Source organism: Microbacterium sp. SORGH_AS_0428, assembly GCF_031453615.1.
Classification (GTDB): Bacteria; Actinomycetota; Actinomycetes; order Actinomycetales; family Microbacteriaceae; genus Microbacterium.
Map to the genome: position 1 here is coordinate 1,213,901 of NZ_JAVIZT010000001.1, position 22,465 is coordinate 1,236,365.

23 protein-coding genes are annotated in these 22,465 nt (G+C 71.7%); 8 read left to right on the forward strand and 15 right to left on the reverse strand.

The window, feature by feature from the left end; translation table 11 throughout:
- Nucleotides 1–103: 103 nt before the first annotated feature.
- Nucleotides 104–1,291 (forward strand): class I SAM-dependent methyltransferase, encoded by a 1,188-nt coding sequence (locus QE374_RS05805; protein WP_309732976.1) that lies wholly within the window; start codon nt 104–106, stop codon nt 1,289–1,291.
- Here the strand turns inward: QE374_RS05805 and QE374_RS05810 are convergent, their stop codons facing one another.
- The 11 genes from QE374_RS05810 to coaA all read right to left on the reverse strand — a co-directional run bounded on the left by QE374_RS05810 (nt 1,292) and on the right by coaA (nt 10,300).
- Entirely contained in the window at nt 1,292–1,525 is a 234-nt protein-coding gene (locus tag QE374_RS05810; RefSeq protein WP_309732978.1) for a hypothetical protein, read from the reverse strand.
- A gap of 54 nt (nt 1,526–1,579) precedes the next feature.
- On the reverse strand, nt 1,580–2,158 hold the full coding sequence (locus tag QE374_RS05815; protein WP_309732980.1) for a hypothetical protein: 579 nt from the start codon (nt 2,156–2,158) through the stop codon (nt 1,580–1,582).
- On the reverse strand, nt 2,155–3,213 hold the full coding sequence (tsaD, locus tag QE374_RS05820; protein ID WP_309732981.1) for a tRNA (adenosine(37)-N6)-threonylcarbamoyltransferase complex transferase subunit TsaD: 1,059 nt from the start codon (nt 3,211–3,213) through the stop codon (nt 2,155–2,157). The genes QE374_RS05815 and tsaD overlap by 4 nt, the downstream gene beginning before the upstream one ends.
- Nucleotides 3,201–3,707, reverse strand: coding sequence for a ribosomal protein S18-alanine N-acetyltransferase (gene rimI / locus QE374_RS05825; RefSeq protein ID WP_309732983.1), 507 nt, complete (start codon nt 3,705–3,707; stop codon nt 3,201–3,203). The genes tsaD and rimI overlap by 13 nt, the downstream gene beginning before the upstream one ends.
- Complete coding sequence (tsaB, locus tag QE374_RS05830) at nt 3,704–4,384, reverse strand: tRNA (adenosine(37)-N6)-threonylcarbamoyltransferase complex dimerization subunit type 1 TsaB (protein WP_309732985.1); 681 nt, start codon at nt 4,382–4,384, stop codon at nt 3,704–3,706. Before tsaB ends, rimI begins: the two co-directional genes overlap by 4 nt.
- A gap of 32 nt (nt 4,385–4,416) precedes the next feature.
- Nucleotides 4,417–4,914, reverse strand: coding sequence for a tRNA (adenosine(37)-N6)-threonylcarbamoyltransferase complex ATPase subunit type 1 TsaE (tsaE, locus tag QE374_RS05835; protein WP_396653344.1), 498 nt, complete (start codon nt 4,912–4,914; stop codon nt 4,417–4,419).
- Nucleotides 4,915–4,979: 65 nt separating this feature from the next.
- Nucleotides 4,980–6,104 (reverse strand): alanine racemase, encoded by a 1,125-nt coding sequence (gene alr, locus QE374_RS05840; RefSeq protein ID WP_309732987.1) that lies wholly within the window; start codon nt 6,102–6,104, stop codon nt 4,980–4,982.
- A gap of 46 nt (nt 6,105–6,150) precedes the next feature.
- A complete protein-coding gene (locus QE374_RS05845; RefSeq protein WP_309732990.1) occupies nt 6,151–6,720 on the reverse strand; it encodes a TIGR00730 family Rossman fold protein in 570 nt (189 codons plus the stop codon).
- Nucleotides 6,717–7,076, reverse strand: coding sequence for a holo-ACP synthase (locus QE374_RS05850; protein WP_309732991.1), 360 nt, complete (start codon nt 7,074–7,076; stop codon nt 6,717–6,719). The genes QE374_RS05845 and QE374_RS05850 overlap by 4 nt, the downstream gene beginning before the upstream one ends.
- A 145-nt stretch (nt 7,077–7,221) precedes the next feature.
- Entirely contained in the window at nt 7,222–9,072 is a 1,851-nt protein-coding gene (glmS, locus tag QE374_RS05855; protein WP_309732993.1) for a glutamine--fructose-6-phosphate transaminase (isomerizing), read from the reverse strand.
- A gap of 274 nt (nt 9,073–9,346) precedes the next feature.
- Nucleotides 9,347–10,300 (reverse strand): type I pantothenate kinase, encoded by a 954-nt coding sequence (gene coaA, locus QE374_RS05860; protein WP_309732994.1) that lies wholly within the window; start codon nt 10,298–10,300, stop codon nt 9,347–9,349.
- An 80-nt stretch (nt 10,301–10,380) separates the two neighbouring features.
- On the opposite strand from coaA, the gene QE374_RS05865 reads away from it, so the two are divergent.
- From QE374_RS05865 to QE374_RS05880, 4 genes are all read left to right on the forward strand, one after another.
- The gene (locus QE374_RS05865) at nt 10,381–11,313 is read left to right on the forward strand and encodes a Ppx/GppA phosphatase family protein (protein ID WP_309732996.1); all 933 of its coding nucleotides are present in this window, start codon (nt 10,381–10,383) and stop codon (nt 11,311–11,313) included.
- Nucleotides 11,314–11,469: 156 nt separating this feature from the next.
- Nucleotides 11,470–12,312: a TetR family transcriptional regulator gene (locus QE374_RS05870; protein ID WP_309732998.1), complete on the forward strand. Its 843-nt coding sequence runs from the start codon at nt 11,470–11,472 to the stop codon at nt 12,310–12,312.
- Between the two features lie 86 nt (nt 12,313–12,398).
- On the forward strand, nt 12,399–13,040 hold the full coding sequence (locus QE374_RS05875) for a response regulator transcription factor (RefSeq protein ID WP_309733000.1): 642 nt from the start codon (nt 12,399–12,401) through the stop codon (nt 13,038–13,040).
- Nucleotides 13,037–14,149 carry an ATP-binding protein gene (locus tag QE374_RS05880; RefSeq protein ID WP_309733002.1) on the forward strand — a complete coding sequence of 371 codons (1,113 nt, stop codon included), beginning with the start codon at nt 13,037–13,039 and terminating at the stop codon, nt 14,147–14,149. Before QE374_RS05875 ends, QE374_RS05880 begins: the two co-directional genes overlap by 4 nt.
- Before the next feature lie 6 nt (nt 14,150–14,155).
- Here the strand turns inward: QE374_RS05880 and glmM are convergent, their stop codons facing one another.
- From glmM to rplM, 3 genes are read right to left on the reverse strand one after another with little or no spacing between them, the layout of a single operon-like run.
- Complete coding sequence (gene glmM / locus QE374_RS05885) at nt 14,156–15,511, reverse strand: phosphoglucosamine mutase (RefSeq protein ID WP_309733003.1); 1,356 nt, start codon at nt 15,509–15,511, stop codon at nt 14,156–14,158.
- 8 nt (nt 15,512–15,519) lie between these two features.
- Nucleotides 15,520–15,993, reverse strand: coding sequence for a 30S ribosomal protein S9 (rpsI, locus tag QE374_RS05890; protein ID WP_307319820.1), 474 nt, complete (start codon nt 15,991–15,993; stop codon nt 15,520–15,522).
- Nucleotides 15,994–16,019: 26 nt separating this feature from the next.
- Complete coding sequence (rplM, locus tag QE374_RS05895; protein ID WP_243226823.1) at nt 16,020–16,466, reverse strand: 50S ribosomal protein L13; 447 nt, start codon at nt 16,464–16,466, stop codon at nt 16,020–16,022.
- 236 nt (nt 16,467–16,702) lie between these two features.
- On the opposite strand from rplM, the gene QE374_RS05900 reads away from it, so the two are divergent.
- The 3 genes from QE374_RS05900 (at nt 16,703) to QE374_RS05910 (ending at nt 19,894) form a co-directional block, all read left to right on the forward strand.
- The gene (locus tag QE374_RS05900) at nt 16,703–17,281 is read left to right on the forward strand and encodes a winged helix-turn-helix domain-containing protein (RefSeq protein ID WP_309733006.1); all 579 of its coding nucleotides are present in this window, start codon (nt 16,703–16,705) and stop codon (nt 17,279–17,281) included.
- Nucleotides 17,278–18,510, forward strand: coding sequence for an MFS transporter (locus QE374_RS05905; RefSeq protein ID WP_309733008.1), 1,233 nt, complete (start codon nt 17,278–17,280; stop codon nt 18,508–18,510). Before QE374_RS05900 ends, QE374_RS05905 begins: the two co-directional genes overlap by 4 nt.
- A 76-nt stretch (nt 18,511–18,586) precedes the next feature.
- Nucleotides 18,587–19,894, forward strand: a complete 1,308-nt coding sequence (locus tag QE374_RS05910; RefSeq protein WP_309733010.1) for an MFS transporter — start codon at nt 18,587–18,589, stop codon at nt 19,892–19,894.
- Here the strand turns inward: QE374_RS05910 and QE374_RS05915 are convergent.
- On the reverse strand, nt 19,830–22,373 hold the full coding sequence (locus QE374_RS05915) for a LuxR C-terminal-related transcriptional regulator (RefSeq protein ID WP_309733012.1): 2,544 nt from the start codon (nt 22,371–22,373) through the stop codon (nt 19,830–19,832). The two genes, QE374_RS05910 and QE374_RS05915, sit on opposite strands and share 65 nt — an antisense overlap.
- Nucleotides 22,374–22,465 lie beyond the last annotated feature (92 nt).

Sequence of the window (22,465 nt, forward strand, 5' to 3'; positions counted from 1 at the left end):
TCAGTTAGCACCCTCACACCGAGAGTGCTAATGGCAAGTCTAGAGGCGTCCTGGCACTCGTGCAACGCGAGTGCCAACACGACGTCGCGCCTAGGCTGGAGCGATGGAGATGAGCGAGCTCCGCGCCCTTCTCACCCCCGAGGGCCTGCGCCTGCTGGATGAGACCGGGCCGATCGAGTCGACGGCGGCGGTCGCGGCGGCCGTGAGCAGGCTCCGCGCCCAGGGGCACGGTCCCGACATCGTCTCCGCCGTCGTCGGTCAGGCGCGACTCCGCTCCCGCGCGGCGGCGAAGTTCGGCCCGTTCGCCGACCGCATGCTCTTCACTCCCGCAGGCCTCGAGCAGGCCACGCGCCTCAGCGTGGCGGCGCGCCATGCCGGACGATTCCGGGATGCGGGACGCCGTCGGGTCGCGGACCTCGGATGCGGCATCGGCGGCGACGCCCTGGGGTTCGCAGCCCTCGGGCTCGAGGTCGCCGCTGTCGACGCCGACGAGCCCACCGCGGCCGTCGCCGCCTACAACCTGGCGCCCTTCGGCGAGACCGTCACGGTCTCGCACGCCCGCGCGGAGGATGTCGATCTCACCGACAGGGATGCGGTCTGGCTCGATCCCGCGCGGCGCCCGGTCGGCGGCGCGCACAACGATCGCCTGCGCGCCGACGAGTACAGTCCCGCGCTCGGCTGGGCGTTCGAGGTCGCCGAGCGGATCCCGACCGGCATCAAGCTCGGCCCCGGCTTCGATCGTGACAGCATCCCCGAGGGTGTCGAGGCGCAGTGGATCAGTGTGGACGGATCGACGATCGAGCTCGTGCTCTTCACCCGTGAGCTGGCCCGCGACGGGGTACGGCGCGCGGCGCTCGTCGTCCGCGGCGACGAGGTGCACGAACTCACAGCCGCTCACGACGCCGAGGACGTCGACCCCCGCCGGCTCGGCGCATTCCTGCACGAGCCCGACGGCGCCGTCATCCGCGCCCGCCTGATCGGCGACGTGGCCCGATCACTGGATGCGGGCACGCTCGACGAACGCATCGCCTACCTCACCTCGGACCGGCCGGTCACGAGCCCGTTCGTGCAGAGCTTCCGCGTACGCGAGCTGCTGCCCGTCGACGAGAAGAAGCTCGCCCGCGCCCTCCGCGAGCGCGGTATCGGCACGCTCGAGATCAAGAAACGCGGCGTGGACGTGGACCCGGCCGGTCTGCGCACCCGGCTCAAGCTCAAGGGCGACGCGTCGGCCACGCTGCTGCTGACGCGGATCGGTGACAAACGGACGGCGATCCTCGCGGACCGCGTCTGATCAGCCCTCGCCGACGGCCGCGCGTCGTCGGAACACCGTCGCCGCGCACACGAACGCGACGGCGGCTGCGATCACGATCCCGCCCGCCGCGACGACCGCCGCCGCCCCCAGCAGCGCATTGCCTGCGAGAAACGCCGACACGGCGATGAACACCGCGCTCGGCACCAGCATGCAGGCCAGAACCCCGGCCGCGACCACGACCACAGGGTTGATTCGTCCCCACTCGATCCCCATGTCTGCGAACCTATCAAGCCCGCCAGGACCGAGGCACGCCCGCCCGCGGGAGAATCAGCCGATCCACCCCGATTGGATGGCGGCATACATGAGCCATCCCGCGCTGTAGATCAACGAGAGCGCACCGAGCGCGACACCCCACACCGCGATCGGGCGGCTCTCCACCCGCCCGCGCAAGGACATGAGCCCGAGCACGACAGCGCCCACGCCGATCGGGAAGCCCCAGCCGACCACGATCGCCACGATGAGGGCGACCACGGCGAAACCGAGGGAGAGCGTCGCGAAGTTCGCGGGCGAGGCCGCATCCGTCGTCGGAAGGGTCGCGGTCGTCGCCGGGAGCTCCTCATGCTGGGCGACCTGCTCCTGCACGTCCACGGGCGCCGTGGGCGGGCGGGTGAAGCCGCCGCGGTGCGTGCCCGGAAGCTCGGCGGCCTGCGACGGCACGATGACGTCGTCCGAGGCAGACTCGACGCGCGCGGCGATCGGCCGCGGCTCGGCGGCCGGTCTCTGCGGCGGGGGGTCCAGGGCCGCGGCAGCGGCCAGCAGCGGCTGCGCGGCCGCGTCGTCCGGCGGGAACGACAACGAGAGCGCCGCCGGCTCGTCCGGCGTGTCCTGCCCCCGTTCGCCGTTCACCGCTGCTCCGCCACCTGGATCTCGGTGACCGGCAACGTCGAGTCTGCGCCGAAGCGGAGCGTGGACGGCGCGCGCCCCGCGGCGATGAGTTCGGCGGCCAGCGCCGCGATCATCGCGCCGTTGTCGGTGCACAGGCTCAGCGGCGGGATGCGGACGGCGACGCCGGCCGCGGTGCCGCGTTCCAGCGCCACATCGCGCAAGCGTCGGTTGGCGATCACGCCGCCTCCCAGCAGCAGGCGCGGCACGCCGTGTCGCTCGCATGCATCCAGTGCCTTCGCCACGAGCACGTCGACGACCGCCTCGCGGAACGATGCGGCGACGTCGGGCACGGAGGCATCCGGCGTCTGCTCGAGATAGCGGGCCACGGCCGTCTTCAGTCCCGAGAAGGAGAAGTCGTAGCGATGCTCGGCCATGTCGGAGGCGCGGGAGAGCCCACGGGGGAAACGGATGGCGGTCGGATCGCCGTCGGCGGCGGCGCGGTCGATCTGCGGACCTCCCGGGTAGGGCAGGCCCAGGATGCGGGCGACCTTGTCGAACGCCTCCCCCGCGGCGTCGTCCACCGTCTCGCCGAGCAGTTCCACATCGCTCGTGAGGTCACGCACGAGCAGCAAGGAGGTGTGGCCGCCGCTCACCAGGAGCGCCACCGTCGGGTACTCCAGAGGAGCCGCGTCCGCATCGAGGATGTCGGCCGCGATATGGCCGACGAGGTGGTTGACGGCGTAGAGCGGCTTGCCGAGCCCCACGGCGAGCGCCTTGGCCGCCCCCACGCCCACCATGAGCGCACCGGCGAGCCCCGGACCGGATGTGACAGCGACCGCATCCAGATCGTGAAGGCCGACTCCGGCCTCGGCGAGCGCCGCGTGGATCGCGGGCTGCAGCGCCTCCAGGTGAGCGCGTGCGGCGACCTCGGGGACCACACCGCCGTAGCGGGCGTGCTCGTCCATGGAACTGGCGATCGTGTTCGTCAGCAGCTCGCGGCCGCGGACGATCCCGATACCGGTCTCGTCGCAACTTGTCTCGATGCCGAGCACGAGAGGTCCACTCACGAGCACCATCCTCCGTTCACACCGGATGCCACCGCATCCTCGCCGCGCGCCGCCACCCACGCCGGCACGTCCAGGCGCATCACGATCGCGTCGACGTCGTCGGGCTGGTAGTAGCGCGGACGCCGACCGGCCTCGACGAAGCCCTCCGAGGCGTACAGCCCGTGCGCGACGGGGTTGTCGTCGCGCACCTCGAGGAACACCTCGCGTACGCGTCGTTCATGGGCCTTCGACAGCAGCGTGCGCAACAGCGCCCGTCCGGAGCCTCGTCCGCGGGCCGCCTCGTCCAGAGCGATCGTCTGGATGTCGCCGTCGCGCGCTCCCGTGGGCGCGCGCAACCCGGCGTAGCCGATCAGCCGACCGGCTTCCTCCAGTGCGACGTAGTGACCGTGCGGGGAGGCGAGTTCTTCACGCATCATGGCGTCGCTCCACGCATCCGTGGGAAAACTCGCCCGCTCCAGCCGCATGATCGCCTCGAGATCGGCGGCTGTCGCCGGGCGGATCACGACCCCACCCGCTTGGGCGCGTGCGGACTCGTGACGTCGGGCGAACGCAGGTACAGCGGTTCGTCCGCGGCGATCGTGCGGCCGGCGGCGACGGCGCGCGCGCCGCACAGGGCCAGGACGGTGGCGGGAATCGCCGTCGCGTCGATGCGCGCGGCACCCAGCGCCGCGAGCCGGTCGTCCAGCTCGTCGCGCGGGCTGAGGGCGGGACCGGTGATCCGCTCGGGCAGGCCGTCGTCGTCGAGGCCCCGGTAGACCGTGTACGCGAACTCCCGCCGCCGCGCGTCGGTGACGACGGCGAAGGTGCCGGCGTCGGCGTCCTCCATCGCCGCCGCGAGCAGCACGCCCAGCGCGACGGCGTCGTGGCTGGCGACGGGCACCACGGGCACGCCGCGGGCGAGGGCGAAGGCGCGTGCGGCGGCGATGCCGATCCGCAGCCCCGTGAACGGACCGGGTCCCATACCGGCGACGACGTGCGTGATGCGCGCATCATCGGCGGCGCCCAAGCCCGAGCCGTGCGCTGCCGTGGTGCGCGCGGCCTCCGTCACGGTGAGCAGCAGGTCGCCGATGACCTCGGCGTGGCCGAGAGGGTTGTCGCTGGAGACCTCGGCGCGCACGACGCCGTCGGGATCGATGACGGCGAGCGCCGTTCCGAGCGAGGTGTCGATGCCGAGGAACACCCCTCCAGGGTAATGCGGCGGGGCCGCCGCGCTCAGACCGTGTGGTGGGTGATCGTGACCAGACGGGGCGTCTCGGCATCCAGCTCGTCGTTGTGGCGCTGATATGTGCCGCAGGCGCTGTCCACGCCGCGACCGTCCCACTCGCGGTCGAGCTCGACCTCCCACCAGGAGTCCGCGATCGCCTCGATGAGTCCGTGGCCCCATTCCACGACCACGACCGAGCCCGGCAGGTCGATGTCGAGGTCGTCCAGTTCCGCCGCCGAGCCCAACCGGTAGGCGTCCACGTGGACCAGGGGGGCTCCTCCCGTGAGGGAGGGATGCGTGCGGGCGATCACGAACGTGGGGCTCTGGATCGGGCCGCGCACGCCGAGACCCGCGGCGATCCCCCGGGTCAGGGTGGTCTTGCCCGCGCCCAGCGCCCCCGTCAGCACGACGACATCGCCCGCGTGCACGCGCTCACCGATCTGCCGACCCAGCTGCTCCATGTCCTGCGGAGAGGCGATCTCGCGCTCGCCGAGCAACTCGTCCATCGCCGGCTCACCGACCTCGTTCGTCATGCCGTCTGGAACACCGGCGGCGCCGGATTCATGCCCGCTCATCGCTCGATGTGGCGTCGGGGAACGCGCGCGCCGATCCGCGTGACGATCTCGTAGTTGATGGTGCCGGCCGCCGCCGCCCAGTCCGTCGCCGAGGGCACCCCGAGCGTCGGATCGCCGAAGAGGACGACCTCGTCGCCCACGTGCACCGCGGCGTCGCCGACGTCGACGACGAACTGATCCATCGCGATCCGCCCGGCGACACGGTGACGCTCGCCCGCGATCCGCACCGGCCCCGCGCCCGAGGCCTGGCGCGGTACCCCGTCGGCGTAGCCCAGCGGCACGAGCGCGAGCGTCGTGTCGCCGTCCGTGCGGTAGTCGTACCCGTACGAGACGCCCTGCCTGGCGCCGACGCGCCTGACGGCGGCGACGGCGGCGCGCAGCGTCATCGCCGGGCGCAGGCCCAGGTCGGCGGAGGAACGGTCATCGAAAGGCGACAGGCCGTAGATGCCGATCCCGATGCGCACGCAGTTCAGGCGGGTCTGCGGCAGCGCGAGGGCGGCATGGGTGGCGGCGATGTGGTGCAGGCGCGGAGTCAGTCCCGCGACGGATGCGGCGGCCACCGCATCCTCGAAGCGCGCGAGCGCCGCCAGGTCGTCCTCGGCGGACGCGTTGGAGAGGTGGCTGAAGATGCCGATCACGCGCACCCGGCCCAGTCGCTCCCACCGGGCGGCCTCCGCGAACAGCGCGGCGTAGTCGGCGGGCGAGGCGCCGTTGCGCCCCAGTCCGGTCTCGAGCTTGAGGTGCAGCACAGCGGGGCGGTCACCGCTTCCGGCGGCGGCAGCCGCGTTCAGCTGATCCATGTTCGACACGCCCAGCTCGATGCCGCGCTCGACCGCCTCGCCGAAGGAGGCGCCGGGGGCGTGCAGCCAGGCGAGGATGGGCGCGTCGATCCCCGCGCGCCGCAGCGCCAGCGCCTCGGTCACGTCGGCGACGCCGATGCGCGTCGCACCGCCGGCAAGCGCCGCCGCGGCGGACCTGGCGGCTCCGTGCCCGTAGCCGTCGGCCTTGACGACGGCGATGACCTCGACGCCCGTCAGGCGACGCAGATGACGCACGTTGTCGGCGATCGCCTCGACATCGATGATCGCTTCTCGCATGACCCCGGCCGGCAGCGTACTCATGGGACCTCCCGTCGCCGCATCCACGGTACCGGGTGACGCGGGGCGCTCAGCGCCGCCACTTGGGCGGGGGCGGCTCCCACGCCGCGAATCCCGCGAGCAGCGCTGCCGGGTCGGCGGCGACGCCGAGGGTGTCGCGGAAGGCCGCGGTCAGGAAGCCGGCCTCGACCATGCCGTCCAGCATCGCCCCCAAAGGCGTCCAGTAGCCGTCGACGTCGTAGAGCGAGACGGGCTTGCGGTGCAGACCCAGTTGCAGCCAGGTCCACGCCTCGAAGAGCTCCTCGAGCGTCCCCGCCCCGCCGGGCAGCGCCACGAACGCGTCGGCGAGCTCCGCCATCCGCGTCTTGCGCTCGTGCATGTCGGCCACGATCTCGAGCCTGGTGAGGCCGGGGTGGGCGAGCTCGGCATCCACCAGGGCCTGCGGGATCACGCCGTGCACCTCGCCGCCGGCGGCGAGGGCCGCATCCGCCACGACGCCCATGAGCCCGGCACGCCCGCCGCCGTACACGAGTCCGACGCCGGATGCGGCGAGCGCGTGGCCCACCGCGGCCGCAGCCTCCGCGTAGGCCGGCGACGCGCCGGGGGCGGAGCCCGTGTAGACGGCGACGCGCGCGATCATGCGGGTGCCGCCTCAGCGACGACGTACGCCGTGGCGAGGCCCGCATCGTGGCTCATCGACAGGTGCAGGGCCACGATGCCGCGCGCGGCGACCACCTCGGCCGTGGAACCGGTCAGCGCGAAGATCGGTCGCCCCGAGGGCTCCGAGGCCACCTCGATCTCGACCCAGTGCACGCCGTCCGAGCCACCCAGCGCCTTGATCAGCGCCTCCTTTGCGGCGTAGCGTGCGGCGAGCGAGCGCGGCTTCAGCACGCGCTCGGCGGGTGAGAAGAGGCGGGCCAGCAGTCCCGGCGTGCGCGCGAGCGTGCGCTCGAACCGCGGCACGTCGACCAGGTCGACGCCGATTCCGACGATCATGTGCCCTCCCGGATGCCGCGGCTCACCGCATCCGCCACCCTATCCGCGCCCCGGATGCCCGAGTTGCGTCGCCGTTGCGCAACTGCCACAGAAATGCGCAAGCGCACCTGTCGATCACAGGCGCGCTTGTGCAGAAGTGTGGCCCTTACTCGACCGTGACCGACTTGGCCAGGTTGCGCGGCTGGTCCACATCCAGACCCTTCGCCGTCGCGAGGCCCATCGCGAAGATGTGCAGCGGGACGACCGCCAGCAGCGCCTCGAACAGGGGACCGGCGAGCGGGATGTGCAGCACCTCGTCGGAGAACGGCAGCACGCTCGCGTCACCCTCCTCCGCGATCACGATGACACGGGCGCCGCGCGCCCGGATCTCCTGGATGTTGGAGACCACCTTGTCGTGGAGCACCGAGGACTCCCGCGGCGACGGCACGATCACGAACACCGGCTGGCCGGGCTCGATCAGCGCGATGGGCCCGTGCTTGAGCTCGCCCGCGGCGAAGCCCTCCGCGTGGATGTAGGAGATCTCCTTGAGCTTGAGGGCACCCTCCAGCGCGATCGGGTAACCGACGTGGCGCCCGAGGAACAGCACCGAACGGGTGTCGGCCATCCAGTGCGCGAGCTGCGTGATGCGCTCCTGCTGGGTCTCGAGGATGGTGCTGATCTTGCCGGGCACCGACTCGAGCTCGCGCACGTGGTCGGCGACCTCGGCGCTCGTCAGCGATCCGCGCACGCGAGCGATGTGCAGCGCGAGCAGGTAGATCGCGGTGATCTGCGCGACGAAGGCCTTGGTCGAGGCCACGGCTACCTCGGGACCGGCGTGCGTGTAGACGATCGCGTCCGACTCGCGCGGGATGGTGGCGCCCTGCGTGTTGCAGATGGAGAGCGTGCGTGCGCCGCGTTCGCGGGCGTACTTGACGGCCATGAGGGTGTCCATGGTCTCGCCCGACTGGCTGATCGAGACGACGAGCGTGCGGGCACCGATCACCGGGTCGCGGTAGCGGAACTCGTGCGCGAGCTCGACGTCGACCGGGATGCGGGTCCACAGCTCCAGCGCGTACTTGCCGGTCTGCCCGGCGTACGCCGCCGTACCCGCCGCGATGATGACCACGCGATCGATGTCGACGAAGAGCTCGTCCAGTCCGTCGAGCTCGGGGACGACGACGACGCCGTCGCGGATGCGGCCGCGGATCGTGTTGGCGACGGCCTCGGGCTCCTCGGAGACCTCCTTCGCCATGAACGAGGACCATCCGCCCTTCTCGGCGGCGGCGGCATCCCAGGTCACTTCGAACGGCTCGGGCTCCACGACGTTGCCGGCGAAGTCCGTGACCTCGACGCCGTCGGGGGTGATGGCGACGATCTCGTCCTGGCCGATCGCGAGCGCGTGACGGGTGTGCTCGACGAAGGCGGCCACGTCGGAGCCGAGGAAGTTCTCGCCCTCGCCCAGGCCGATCACCAGCGGGGAGTTGCGGCGCGCAGCCACGACGAGGCCCGGGTGGTCCTTGTGCATCGCGAGCAGCGTGTAGGCGCCCTCGAAGCGGCCGACGGTCGCGCGGAAGGCGGCGATCAGGTCGCCGGATGCCGCGTACTCGCGGCCGATCAGGACCGCGGCGACCTCCGTGTCGGTCTCGCTGCGGAACGTGTAGCCCTCGCTGACGAGCTCGGCCTTGAGGGCCGCGAAGTTCTCGATGATGCCGTTGTGGATGACGGCGAGCTTGTCGTCGTCGGCCAGATGCGGGTGCGCGTTCGCATCCGTCGGACCGCCGTGGGTCGCCCACCGCGTGTGTCCGATACCGGTCGTGCCGTCGGCGAGGGGGACGCGTGCGAGGTCGTCGCGCAGCACGCTGAGCTTGCCGGCGCGCTTGCGCATCCCGAGGTCGCCGTCGGCATCGATCACCGCGATGCCGGCCGAGTCGTATCCGCGGTACTCGAGACGGGCCAGACCCGAGATCAGGATGTCCTGGCTCGGCCGAGGGCCGACATATCCGACGATGCCACACATGGGTTCCATCGTAGTTGGGCCCAGCCGTGTACTCGCCCGGCGCCAAGCCGTGCAATCGGCGGGCCCACGTGCGCGGCTCGGGGCGGGTGTGGAGCTGCTCCGCTCGCCGCCCGCCGCTCGCCGCTCGCGGCTCGCCGCTCGCCGGGGCGACAGTTCTCCGCATCCGCGCCAGTCAATGACTGTGGCGGATGCGGAAAGGTGTGGCATCTGCGCAACCGCGACGCAACTCGGGCACACGAGGGGGGCGACCGGAGGGGAACACCGGCGGGGGGCGTCAGAGCTTGCGCAGGAGCACCGTCTCGACGGCGTGGGAGGCGCCCTTGCGCAGCACGAGCGAGGCGCGGTGCCGCGTGGGCAACACGTTCTCGATGAGGTTCGGCAGGTTGATGCTGTTCCAGTAGTACGCGGCCCGCTCGCGCGCATCCTCGTCGGAGATGTCCGCGAGCACCCGGAAGAACGAGTTCGGGTTGCTGAACGCGGCATCGCGCAGCGCGAGGAACCGGTCGGTGTACCAGCGCTGGATGTGCTCGGGTTCGGCGTCCACGTAGATCGAGAAGTCGAACAGGTCGCTCACCGCGACGTCGTGCGGAACGGGCGGAGGCTGCAGCACGTTGAGGCCTTCGACGATCACGACGTCGGGCCGGTGCACGCTCGTATGCGCGTCGGGGACGATGTCGTACCGCATGTGCGAGTAGTACGGCGCCTGCACCTCGGCGGCCCCCGACTTCACCGCCGTGAGGAACGCGATCAGTGCGCGGCGGTCGTAGGACTCGGGGAAGCCCTTGCGGTCCATCAGCCCGCGCCGCTCGAGCTCCGCGTTCGGATAGAGGAAGCCGTCGGTCGTGACGAGCTCCACGCGGGGTGTGCCCGGCCAACGGCTCAGGAGCTCGCGCAGCAGCCTGGCGATCGTGGACTTCCCGACGGCGACGGAGCCCGCCACGCCGATGACGAACGGCGTGGTCTCGTCGGGCTCGCCCAGGAAGGTGCTCTCCTCGGCGCCGAGGCGCTTGGTGGCGGATGCCCGCAGCGACAGCAGTCGACTGAGGGGCACGTACACCTCGCGCACCTCGGTGACGTCGAGCATGTCGCCCAGGCCGCGCAGCTGCACGACCTCGGCCTCGGTCAGCGGCTGGTCCATGCCGCGGGCCAACCGGGCCCAGTCGGCGCGCTCGATCTCGCGGTACAGGGACTCGGCTGACGCCGCCGGCAGGGTGGTCTCCTCTGGCACCCGCCCATCGTAGTGGCGACGCACCGGCGCGGCGTCGCCCTCGCAGCGCGCGCAAAGCCGGACGCCGCTACTCTCATCGGGTGCGGCTCGGAGTTCTCGACATCGGTTCCAACACCGTGCATCTGCTCGTGGCGGATGCACACCCCGGCGGAAGGCCGCTCGCGACGACGAGTCACCGCACCGTCCTGCGGCTCATGCGCTACCTCACGCCCACGGGTGCGATCAGCGAAGAGGGCGTGCGCGCTCTCGAGGATGCGGTCGCCGAGGCCCGCGAGACCGCCCGGCGCGAGGGCGTCGCGGAGCTGCTCGCGACCGCGACCTCCGCGGTGCGCGATGCCACCAACGGTGAGCTCGTCATCGCCCGGATCGAGGAGGCGCTCGGCCAGCCCCTCCAGGTGCTCGGAGGGGAGGACGAGGCGCGCTTCACGTTCCTCGCGGTCCGACGCTGGCTCGGCTGGTCGGCGGGCCAGATCCTGCTCTTCGACATCGGCGGCGGCTCGCTGGAGATCGCGGCCGGTTCCGACGAGCTTCCCGAGCGCGCCGCATCCGTTCCCCTCGGCGCCGGCCGGATGACGGTGGGCTACCTCCCCGAGGATCCTCCGGGAGAGGATGCGGTCGAGCGCCTGCGCGCGCACGCCGCAGAGGTGCTCGCCCCCGTGGCCGCCGAGTTCCAGGCGCTGCAGCGCCCCGACCACGTGGCCGGTTCGTCGAAGGCCATCCGCTCGCTCGCCCGCCTCGCCGGCTACCCCGTGCCGGGATGGTCCGGGAGCGAACGGCTCCTGCTGCCGCGTCAGGCACTGGGTTCCTGGATCCCACGCCTGGCCCGCCTGCCCGCCAGCGCCCGCCAGGAACTGCCCGGGATCACCCCGGATCGCACGTTCCAGATCGTGGCGGGCGCGGTCGTGCTACACACCGCGATGCGCACACTCGACATCGACGAGCTCGAGGTGAGCCCGTGGGCGCTGCGGGAGGGCGTGCTGCTGCGCTACATCGAGGCCATGGCCTGGGGCTGACCGCCCATGGCCCCCACGACAGGGGCGACCATAGAATGACCGCCGTGATCCGCGGGGGGTCTTTGCACCCGACCCGCGGATCACGGTACCGACGTCCCCCCACTGGCGGCCGCCGTCAACTCGAGAGCAGGACCTTCCGTCGGTAGGAACGAAAATATGCCAACTCAGGACGAACAACAAGACTCTGGACGCAGAGTCCACAACGATTCGTCACAGACGGGCCGCGCACGCCGCATCCCTCGTGACGAGCTACGCCGTCGCGTCCTGGATGCGGCGGCCGATCTCCTCGCCGACGGCGCGGTGAGCGTGGGACTGCACCAGCTCAACATGGAGGAGCTCATCCGGCGCGTCGGTGTGCCGCGAAGCTCGGCGTTCGCGGCGTTCGGCGGCAAGGACCAACTGCTCTCCGCGCTCATGCTGCGCCTGCTCGAGCCACGCGGCCCCCATCCGATCGGCTACTCCGCCGCCACCGTTCAGATCGCGACGGCGGTGTTCGAGCAGTACTCGGACCATCTGGTCGGCGCGGACGGCGAGCCCGACCCCGTCGGCATCGAGCGGGTTCTGCAGGAGTCCGTGCGCCGGGCCATCGGACAGAACGTGCTCGACACGATGGCCTCCACCGAGTGGAAGAACTACATGGCGCTCTCCGTCTCGGTCAGCTCGCTCCCCGTCGACCAGCAGGCGGAGGTGCGCCGTGCGCTCGCGGCGAGCGAGACCCGGTTCCTGGCGGAGATCGCGGACATCTATCAGCGAGTCCTCGCCCGCGTCGAGAGGGAGCCGGTTCCCGGCGTCACCTGGCTGCAGATCGCTGCGGCCGGAGCATCGCTCATCGAGGGCATGGCCAGCAAGCGTCTCGTCGGCATCGAGGGCATCGACGACGTGGTGCTGCGCGAGGGCATCGACGGCGAGGAGGTTCCCTGGGAGCTGCCGGCGCTGGCGTTCTGGTCGCTGCTGATGGGCCTGACCCGCGCGGTGGGAGAACCCCGTCATACGGCCTGAGCGCGAGCGGGCGAGCCGATAAGATACGGGGGCGCCCATCCCCCACCCTCAGCGCGCACACCCATCCTGTCTGCGAAGGAACACCTGTGGCGAGACTGCGCATCGCACTCGTCGAGGACCAGCCTCTCTACCGCGACATGCTCGTGGGCCTCCTGCGCGCCGTCCCCGATTTCGATCTCGTTGTCGCCGCCGGCTCCGCCGCGGAGACCGCAGACTTTCCCCGCGATCTCGATGTCGCACTGCTGGACATCACCCTTCCCGACGGCGACGGCATCGAGGTGGGCCGTCGGCTGCAGGAGCGCCAGAGCTCGCTGTCGATCGTGCTCCTGTCGGCCGTGGACCGCCTCAACACCCTGCTCGACGTGCCGGAAGAGCAGCGTCGCCGATGGAGCTACCTCTCCAAGACCTCCGCACTGTCGGCGCCGTCGCTGGTCTCCGCCCTCCGCGCCAGCGCGGGCGGACGCAGCGTGCTCGATCGCGAGCTCGTCGAGCGTCGCCGCGCGCGCCCGCGGGGTCGCCTCGCCGCCCTCAGCACACGTCAGTTCGAGGTGCTGACCCTGCTGGCCGAAGGACTGACGAACACCGCCATCGCCCGCCGGCTCAATCTCGCCGACCGCTCCGTCGACAACCACGTCAACGCCGTGTACAGCGCCCTGGGACTCGGCGGGGATGCGGAGCGCAACCCGCGCGTGAGCGCCGTGCGCATCTTCCTCGAGGAGAGCGCGTGAGCGCAGATCCGCCGAGCGACATCGCTCTTGTGGATCGGGCCGCCGATCAGCGGCAGTTCTCCTTCGTCGCCCTGACCCTGGGCGGCACTCTTTCGCTGGCCATCAGCGCCCAGGCCGTGCTCCTGCTCGGGATCAATTCCGTGTCTCTGCGCGGCACCGATGCATCGCCGTTCATCGATCTCGTCATCCGCGTGACGATCAACCTCTGCGGCGTGGCGATCGCGACGCTCCTCGCAGCCCGTGCCCGCCTCATCCTGCGTACCGGGATCGTCCGCGTCGCGGTGCTGCTCTGGTGCGCCGGCGCCGCTGCCGCGTGCCGCGCCGCGGCGCAGATCCTCGTCGGGATCTATCCGTCCCCGGCGCTCGCGCTCGCGGATGCGGCCATCGCGACACTGCTCCTGTCGGGCACGTTCGTGTTCGCCCTGCAGAGCGTCGGCTCTCGCCGGCGCGCGCGCGAGTCCGAGCGGGCCCGGCTCGCGCAGGCCGCGCAGGCGACGGCGGCGTTGGCCGCGCTGCAGGATGAGGAGCTCCACGTGCGACGGGAGGTCGCGGACACTCTCCACGGCACGCTGCAGGGACGCGTCGTCATGCTGCAGGCCGACCTGCGCGATGTGGCCTCCGGGCTCGACGGCCTCCAGCGCCAACGGATCGACCGGATCCGCGAGGAACTGGACGCGCTGCGGGAGAACGAGCTGCGGGCCGTGAGCGCAACCCTCTACCCCGAGGGCATCGATCGAGGTGTGGTCGCCGCTCTCCGGGCGTTGGTCTCCCGCATCCCGGCCGCGATCGACGCATCCCTCGCCGTCGTCCCTTCGGGAGCCCAGCCCGAGCTCGACCTCGGGCGTCGCCTCGCACTCGTGCGTGTCGCCGAGGAGGGGGTCTCGAACGCCCTCCGGCACGGGCTCGCCGCACGGATCGACATCGTGCTGCACGTCGGCTTCGACGACGTGACGCTCAGCGTGCGCGACGACGGCGTCGGGGTGGACCCGACCGCCGCTCTGAGCGGGCTGCGCCGTCTGACCGACCGGGTGGAGGGCCTGGGAGGACGCCTCGCGCTGACAGCGACGGAGCCCGGAGCCGAACTCGTCGCTCGCGTGCCGCGCCGCTGAGACGCGTCAGAGTGCGAGACGCTCGCGCACGACGCCTGCCAGCCGCTCCGCGATCTGCTGGGCCTGGTCGGCGTCCTCCGCCTCGACCATGACGCGCACGAGCTGCTCGGTGCCCGACGCGCGCAGGAGCACGCGTCCACTCGATCCGAGCTCGGCCTCCGCCGCGGCGACGGCCTCGGCGACGCCGGAATCGGCGACGCGTGTGCGGTCGACGTCCTTGACGTTGATGAGCACCTGCGGGAAGACGGTCATGACCGAGGCGAGCTCGGCCAGCGAGCGTCCCTGGCGCGCCATCTCGGACATCAGGTGGAGGCCGGTCAGCAGGCCGTCGCCGGTCGTCGCGAAATCGCTCATGATCACGTGGCCCGACTGCTCACCGCCCAACGCGTATCCGCCGGAGTTCATCTCCTCCAGCACGTAACGGTCTCCCACGGCCGTCTGCAGCACGCGGATGCCGTTGGCGGCCATCGCACGGTGGAGTCCGAGGTTGCTCATCACGGTGGCGACGAGGGTGTCGTCGCGCAGGACGCCGCGATCACGCATCGACACGGCCAGGATCGCCATGATCTGATCACCGTCGATCACGCGACCCGCCGCATCCACGGCGAGGCAACGGTCGGCGTCGCCGTCGTGCGCGATGCCGAGGTCGGCACCCACCCGCAGAACCTCTGCCGCCAGATGATCGAGGTGCGTCGAGCCGACGCCGTCGTTGATGTTGAGCCCGTCGGGATCGGCGCCGATCACGGTGACGCGTGCGCCGGCATCGCGGAACGTCTCGGGAGAGACGCCGGCGGCCGCACCGTGGGCGCAGTCGAGAACCACGTGCAGCCCGTCCAAACGGTGCGGCAGCGACTGCAGCAGGTGGACGACGTAGCGGTCCTCGGCGTCGGCGAAGCGACGGATGCGGCCCACCGCGGCACCCGTGGGCTGGAGCTTGGGACCCGCGAGCGCGAACTCGATGCGCTGCTCGACGGCATCGGGCAGCTTCACGCCGCCGCGCGCGAAGATCTTGATCCCGTTGTCGGGAGCGGGGTTGTGCGACGCCGAGACCATCACGCCGAAGTCGGCGTCGATGTCGCCGATGAGGAACGCGGCCGCCGGCGTGGGGAGCACACCGGCGTCCAGGACGTCGACTCCCGAGGAGGCGAGGCCTGCAGCCACGGCCGCGGCGAGGAACTCTCCCGAGATCCGCGGGTCGCGGGCGACGACCGCTGTGGGCCGCTTCCCGGCCGCACGTCGGGCTTCCGCAGAACGGCCCTGGCCCAGGACGACAGCGGTCGCCTGGGCCAGGGAAAGCGCCAGATCGGCAGTGAGGGGGCCGTTCGCCAGCCCCCGCACGCCGTCCGTACCGAACAACGCCATTCGGCGTGTCAGCGCTTCGAGTACTGAGGAGCCTTGCGGGCCTTCTTGAGACCAGCCTTCTTGCGCTCCTTCACACGAGCGTCGCGCGAGAGGAAGCCGGCCTTCTTGAGGGTCGGGCGGTTGTTCTCCTCGTCGATGCCGTTGAGCGAGCGGGCGATGCCCAGACGCAGCGCACCGGCCTGACCCGAGGGGCCACCACCGTGGATGCGGGCGATCACGTCGTACGCGTCGGTGAGGTTGAGGATCGTGAAGGGGTCGGTCACGAGCTGCTGGTGCAGCTTGTTCGGGAAGTAGTCCTCGAACGTGCGGCCGTTGATCGTGATCTTGCCGGTGCCGGGCACGATGCGCACGCGGGCGATGGCCTGCTTGCGACGACCGACGGCGGCGCCGGGGACGGAGAGCACGGGACGCTCCACAGCCGCAGCCTCGAGGTCGGCCGGGGTCTCGGTCGAGTAGTTGGTGGTTTCTTCGATGTTCGCCACGAGAGTGTCCTTAGTCTGAGCGGCGCTTACTGGGCGACCTGGTCGAAGGCGTAAGCCGTGGGCTGCTGCGCGGCGTGCGGGTGCTCCGCACCGCGGTAGACCTTCAGCTTCGAGAGCTGCTGGCGACCCAGGCTGTTCTTGGGGAGCATGCCGCGAACGGCCTTCTCCACGGCGCGGACGGGGTTCTTCTCGAGCAGCTCCGAGTAGGTGACGGACTTGAGGCCGCCCGGGTAACCGGAGTGGCGGTAGGCCTTCTTCTGCTCGAGCTTCTGCCCGGTGAGGGCCACCTTGTCGGCGTTGATGACGATGACGAAGTCACCGGTGTCGACGTGGTTGGCGAAGGTGGGCTTGTGCTTGCCGCGGAGAAGGGTGGCCGCGTGCGAGGCGAGGCGTCCGAGGACGACGTCGGTCGCGTCGATGACCAGCCACTCGCGCTGGATCTCGCCAGCCTTGGGGGTGAAAGTGCGCGTCACGTTAGTGCTGCTTTCTTGATCGAACGGAGAGGTTCGTGAATCCCGCTCCGGGGTGCTTCTGGGAAGAAGACGCCAGTGGAGGGCTCACGTTCGTGGTACCGATCAGCAGGGATGCGGCACCAAACTAGAAGCTTAGCACGCCGAGGCCCCCCCACCCCACATCCGGCCGCGTCCACCCGCACCTCAGCAATGCACAGAACTTGTGCAAAGAATCTATGCATGTTTAGAGTCGAGGCATGGACGAGCCCCGCCCCGACAGCACCATCCGCCTCGACAGCCGCGCTGTGCGCGCACTCGCCCACCCGTTGCGCTCGCGCATCCTGAGCCGCCTGCGCACCCACGGACCCGCCACCGCGACCGAGCTCGCGAGCGCGCTCGGCACCAATACGGGAGCGACGAGCTACCACCTGCGCGCCCTCGCAGATGTGGGACTGGTGACCGACACGGGAGAGGGCGAGGGACGCCGCCGCGAGTGGCGCGCGGCGAGCGAGCGCCACTCCTGGGTCGACTCCGACTTCGCCGGCGACGAGGACGCCCGGACCGCGCTGGCATGGCTGAGCCGTGACTACGTGCGTCAGTTCGCGGTGGGAGCCGAGCGCTGGCTGGATGCGGCCGAGCACTGGCCCGCGGAGTGGGTCGACGTGCTGGGGCTGTCCGACGGCTTGATGACCGTGACGCCCGAGCAGACCGCCGCCTTCTCCGCTGAGCTGGCGGAGCTCATGGCGCGCTATCGCGATGCGGGCGCGGCCGATCCGCGGGCTCGCCGCATCCACGTCAGCTCGTTCGCCACGCCCCTCGACCTGGACGACGCATGATCGACGCCGCCGGCGCCCAGCGCCGGTTGCTGTGGCTGACGGCGCTGCGCTGGCTGCCGGTCGGAGTCACCTTCGGACTCACCGCGCTGCTTCCGCTGGAGCGCGGTCTCAGCCTCGTCGAGGTCGGCGCGATCCTGTCGCTGCAAGGGATCGTCGCTCTCGTGCTCGAGCTGCCGACCGGTGGGCTCGCCGACACGCTGGGGCGCCGACCGGTTCTGCTGATCGCGGCTCTGATCGGCCTGGCGTCCACCGTGCTGTTCGTGCTCGCGCAGGATGTGGCGGGCTTCGCCGTCGCGATGCTCCTGCAGGGGGTGTTCCGCACGCTCGACTCCGGCCCGCTCGAGGCCTGGTACGTCGACGCGGCGCACACCGCAGACCCCGCCGCCCCCGTGGAGCAGGGCCTCGCCCGCGCCGCCACGGTGCTCGGTGTCTCGATCGCGGCGGGGGCGCTCGGCGGCGGACTGCTCGTGGCGTGGGGACCGCTTCCCGGCACGTCGGCGCTCGTCCTGCCGTTCCTGGTGAGCCTCGCACTGTCCGCCGTGAGCGTCGTCGTGACGGCGGTCCTCGTGGTCGAGCCGCCGCGCCGGCGCCGACGGATGCGCGAGGCGGCCGCCGGGTCGTCGGGACTGCGCGGGGCGCTGCGCCTGATCCGCCGCTCTCCGATCCTGCGGGCGCTGCTGGCGGTGGAGGTCTTCTGGGCCGTCGCCATGGTCGCGTTCGAGACCCTCACCCCGGTGCGACTGGCGGAACTCGCCGGCGGCGAGGATGCGGCGGGCGCCCTGTTCGGGCCCGCATCCGCCGCCGCCTGGGGGCTCTTCGCGCTCGGCTCGCTTCTGGCGGGGCGCGCAGCCAGACGGTGGGGCGTGGCGGTCACCGCGGCACTGGCCCGCATCCTGAACGGGGCGTTCGTGGTCGTCATGGGCGTCGTCGCGGGGCCCGTGGGCCTGCTCGCCGCGTACGGCGCCTCGTACCTGTCGCACGGAGCCGCGAGCCCCATGCACAACACGCTGCTGCACCGCCAGGCGGACGCGAGCACGCGCGCGAGCGTCCTCTCCGCCAACGCGATGGTCTCCGGCGGCGTCTACAGCGCGGGCCTGCTCGCCTTGACCGTCCTGGCCGAACACACCGGTACCGGCATCGCCTTCGCCGCCGCGGGCGCCTTCAGCGTGTTCGGTGCGCTGTGCTACCTCCCCGCCTGGCGCGCCGAACGCGCTGCCGACCGGCCGTGAGATCCGTGGACTGCCCGTCCACAGATCGCCTCGCGACGCGGCCGGGCGCCCGGAGATTCCGTAACGTAAGGCCGTGATGCCCGACGCCGTCGCCCCCGTCCGCGCGTTGCGCAGCGTCCCCTTCCTCGCCGCCGTCAACCTCGCCGCTCTCGGAGCGTTGACCGCGCCCGCTGTCGTGGGGCTCCCGGTGCGGGTGGCGGCCCTCGTCCCCACCGCCGACCGCGCGGGCACACTCGCGGTGATCATCGCCGCCGGCGCCCTCGCCGCGATCGTGGCCAACCCGCTCGTCGGGTTCCTCTCGGACCGCACGCGCGCCGGGTGGGGCCGGCGCCGCCCGTGGATGCTGGCGGGTGCGCTCACCGGACCGCTGGCGGCCTGGTGGCTCCTGAGCGCGAACGACCTGTTCACCCTGGTGCTCGCGTGGGTCGGTATGCAGGTCTGCTACAACGCGGTGCTGGCCACCGCGGCCGCCCAGCTCGCCGACACGGTCGAGGAGAGATGGCGCGCGGGGGCCTCAGGGATCTTCGCGGCGGCCGCCTTCCTCGGCACCCTCCCGCCGCTCGTGATCGCGGCGACCCTCCCGACCCAGCTGGTGCTCGCCTCGGCGATCATGCCCGCCGCGGCGGTGGTCGCGGTCGTCCTGTGTGTCCTGTTCGTCCCGGACTCCGCCGCCGTGGCCGCCCCGGAGCGGTCGCCCTCCCCGCAGGCTTCTCGCTTCGCCCTCGCCCCCGGCTTCGCCCTCGTGTGGGTTCAGCGGCTCCTGCTGCAATCGGCGTTCTCATTGACCACCGCCTTCACCCTGTACTTCGTGATGGATCGCATGCTGCGCGATCAGGCCTCCGCCACGAGCATCACCTCACTGTCCACCGTGCTCGGCGGCGGCGCCATCGTCGTCGCCGCCGTCACGATGGGGCTGCTCGCGGGTCGCCGCGGCGACTACCGGCCGTTCCTGGCGGCCGCCATCGTCGGCCTCATCGCGGCCTCCCTCCTGCGCGCGTTCGCTGCGGAGCCCGTCCAGCTGTGGACCAGTGCGCTCGTGGGCGGGCTCGCCATGGGCACCTTCTTCGCCGTCGACTTCGCCCTCGCCCTGCGCACGATCCCGGCCGAACGCACGGGCGCCTACCTCGGGATCCTCAACGCGACCGAGACCATTCCCCAGGTCGTCGGCCCCTTGGCCGCCGCGGCGCTTCTCGCCGCGGGGAGCGACCCGCTCGGCGGGCGCGGCGGCAACTACGTCGCGCTGTACGTCACAGCCGCCGTGGTGGCGCTGCTCGCACTGGTGCTGCTGCGCTTCGTCGCGTCCTACGCCCGCCGCCCTGTCAGCGCTCCTGCCCCCGAAGATCCAGCGCTGCGAGCGCACGAAGGGCATCGGCGCGCGAGCTGACACCGAGCTTGCGGTAGAGACTGCGCAGCTGCGACTTCACGGTGTTCGGCGAGACCACCAATGCGGCCGCGATCTCGGCGACCGTCTCACTGCGGGTCAGCTCGTCCGCCACCGCGATCTCGCGCGGGGTCAGCTGCACACGACGACGGGTGGCCGGGACCATGCAGATCCGCCGCGCACGCGCGATCAGCTCCCGCGCACGCGGGTCGACCGCGATCTCAGCCATGGCATCGAGCGCGTTGGCCGGCACCATCGCGAGCGGCACGAGAAGGCCACGCTGATCGAGCACCGCCACGAGACGGCCGAGCGTACGCCGGGCCCCGTCCTGATCGGCTGCCCCCAGGGCGAGCGCGCCCACGGTGAGCGCGAGGTGCTCCGTCTCGATACGAGCGGATGCGGCCATGCCCGCCGATGCCTGCAGCAGGCGCACGGCGCCTTCCACGTCACCGGCGGCCAATGCGATGCGTCCGAGGCTCACCCCGCGCCGCACGGGGTCCTTGTCCTTCGCGACGACCCGTTCCGCCCCGGCGGCATCTCCCGCCGCGAGCAGCACGAGAGCGCGCGTGTGCCGCAACCTGCTCAGCGTCAACTCGGACGTCGCGTGACGGGCCTGCTGGGTGCGCAGCGCATTGGAGAGCACGGCGTGCGCTGCGGGGGTGCGCCCGCGCGCCAGGGCGACGAGCACGTCGAGGTGCGTCAGCAGCGGCCAGTGCTCGATCGTCGCGCGGTGCGGATCGAGGAGGCGGATGGCGGCGTCCGCCGCATCCGGGTCACCGTCTTCGAGGGCCGAGAAGCCGCGCGCCAGTTGGAGGAAGCTTCCCGGATAGCCGTCGATCCAGCGCTCGGGCCATGCGCGCGAGAGCGCTTCATCGATCACCTCACGCGACTCGTCGACCTCGCCCGTCACAGCGAGCGTCCCGGCGGTCAATGCCAGTCCCTGGAGCCCCGCGAACAGACCCTTCGCGTCGCTGACGGCCGTCGAGCGGCGGAAGCAGTCGAGCGCCTCCGCGGTGAGGCCGCCGTAGAAGAGCGACGTGCCGATCTGGTTGTACACGGTGGGCTCGTTGCGTCCCAGCCGGTCCCGCTCCGCGGCATCCATCTCCTGCAGCGCACGGTAGCCGTCGCGGGCGGCGGCGAGCGCTCCGGAACGCCCCGAGACACGGTAGGAGGTGGTCTCGATCGCGCGCAGCAGGACGCGATCGGCGGGCGGCGCGGTGGCCCGCTGCATCCTGGCGCCGTAGATGGCCAGGCCGAAGTACTCGAGCGCACGCAGGCGCTGGGTGCCGCTCGCATTCGCGACGATCGCCAGCACCATCGCCACCAGCGGCCGTGTGCGCAGCGACAACAGCGGCACGTGGGCGAACAGCTCGGTCAGACGCGCGCGATACGAGAGAAGTTCGTTCCAGTGGCGACGCAGGACCTCGTCGGCCAGCGGCGCATCGTCGATCTCGGCCGCGCGCCGCAATGCCGAGAACGCCAGACCTCGCTCGAGTTCCCAGCGTGCGACCCGTCGGATGATCTCGCGCACCTCGGGTCGCGAACGCTCGCGGCGCAGACTCTCCTCCGCGGCCAGACGCAGGAACGGCGAGAAGACGAACACGGCGGAGGAGTCGCGCGGGCCGGGCGTCTCCCAGGAACCGAGCCCCTCCGCCTCCGCCGTCTCGAGGAGTCGCAGCGCGTCGGATCGGCCGGAGATCGCCTCGGCCAGACGGACGTCGAGCGCGTCGGCGACGGCCACCGTCTCGAGGAAGCCCACGAACGCGTCGTCCCAGTTCCCGCCGCGCAATCGCAGCAGCGACCGGGCGGCCTGTTCGACGTTCTTCTCGGAAGCACCGACCTCGCCGAGCGCGAGCATGCGGGCGAGGGCCGGCACGCCGGCGGCGGCGACGATCTCGTCGGCGGTCGCAGCGTCGCCGGTGAGCTCGAGCGCCTCCGAGGCGGTGAGGGCCAGTTCTGCTCTGCCCACGATGACCGCGTCGGCCATGACCGCGAGGCTCGGCTCGGTGAAGAGGGAGACGCGGCGGACAGCGACCCGCAGGAGGAGCCCGGGGACGTCCGCGAGGAGGTCGATGAGCCCTCGCACGGTGGCCTCTGAGAGCCGATCGCCGTCATCGAGGGCGATCGCGAGCGGGCCGGGCCGGCGCCGGAGCCCGCGGGCGAGCAGACCCCACGGGTCGTCGTCGACGGCGAGCGTCTCCGCGGCCGTGCGCAGCGGGTTACCGTCCTCGAGCAGTCCCGCATCGGCGAGCTGCGCGGCGAGCTGCTGGACGAAGGGACGCGGTTCACCCCCGCCGTCGCGCACCCGCATCCAGACACCGCGATGCCCTGTGCTTCGCGCCCACTGCGCCATCGCGACCGTCTTGCCGTATCCCATCGGGGCGTGCAGGACGACCAGCGGCGCCGCGTCGTCGAGCGCGACCACCAGCCGGGGCCGCGCAAGGACGCCGACGCCGGAGCGCGGCACAGCGGACAGGCTCATCGGGTCGTCTCCGGCGACGTGCCCGGGTGCCGTGCACCCCGCCGCCGACTCCACCCTATGGCGCCACCGGGACGTCCGCCCGATACGGCGGA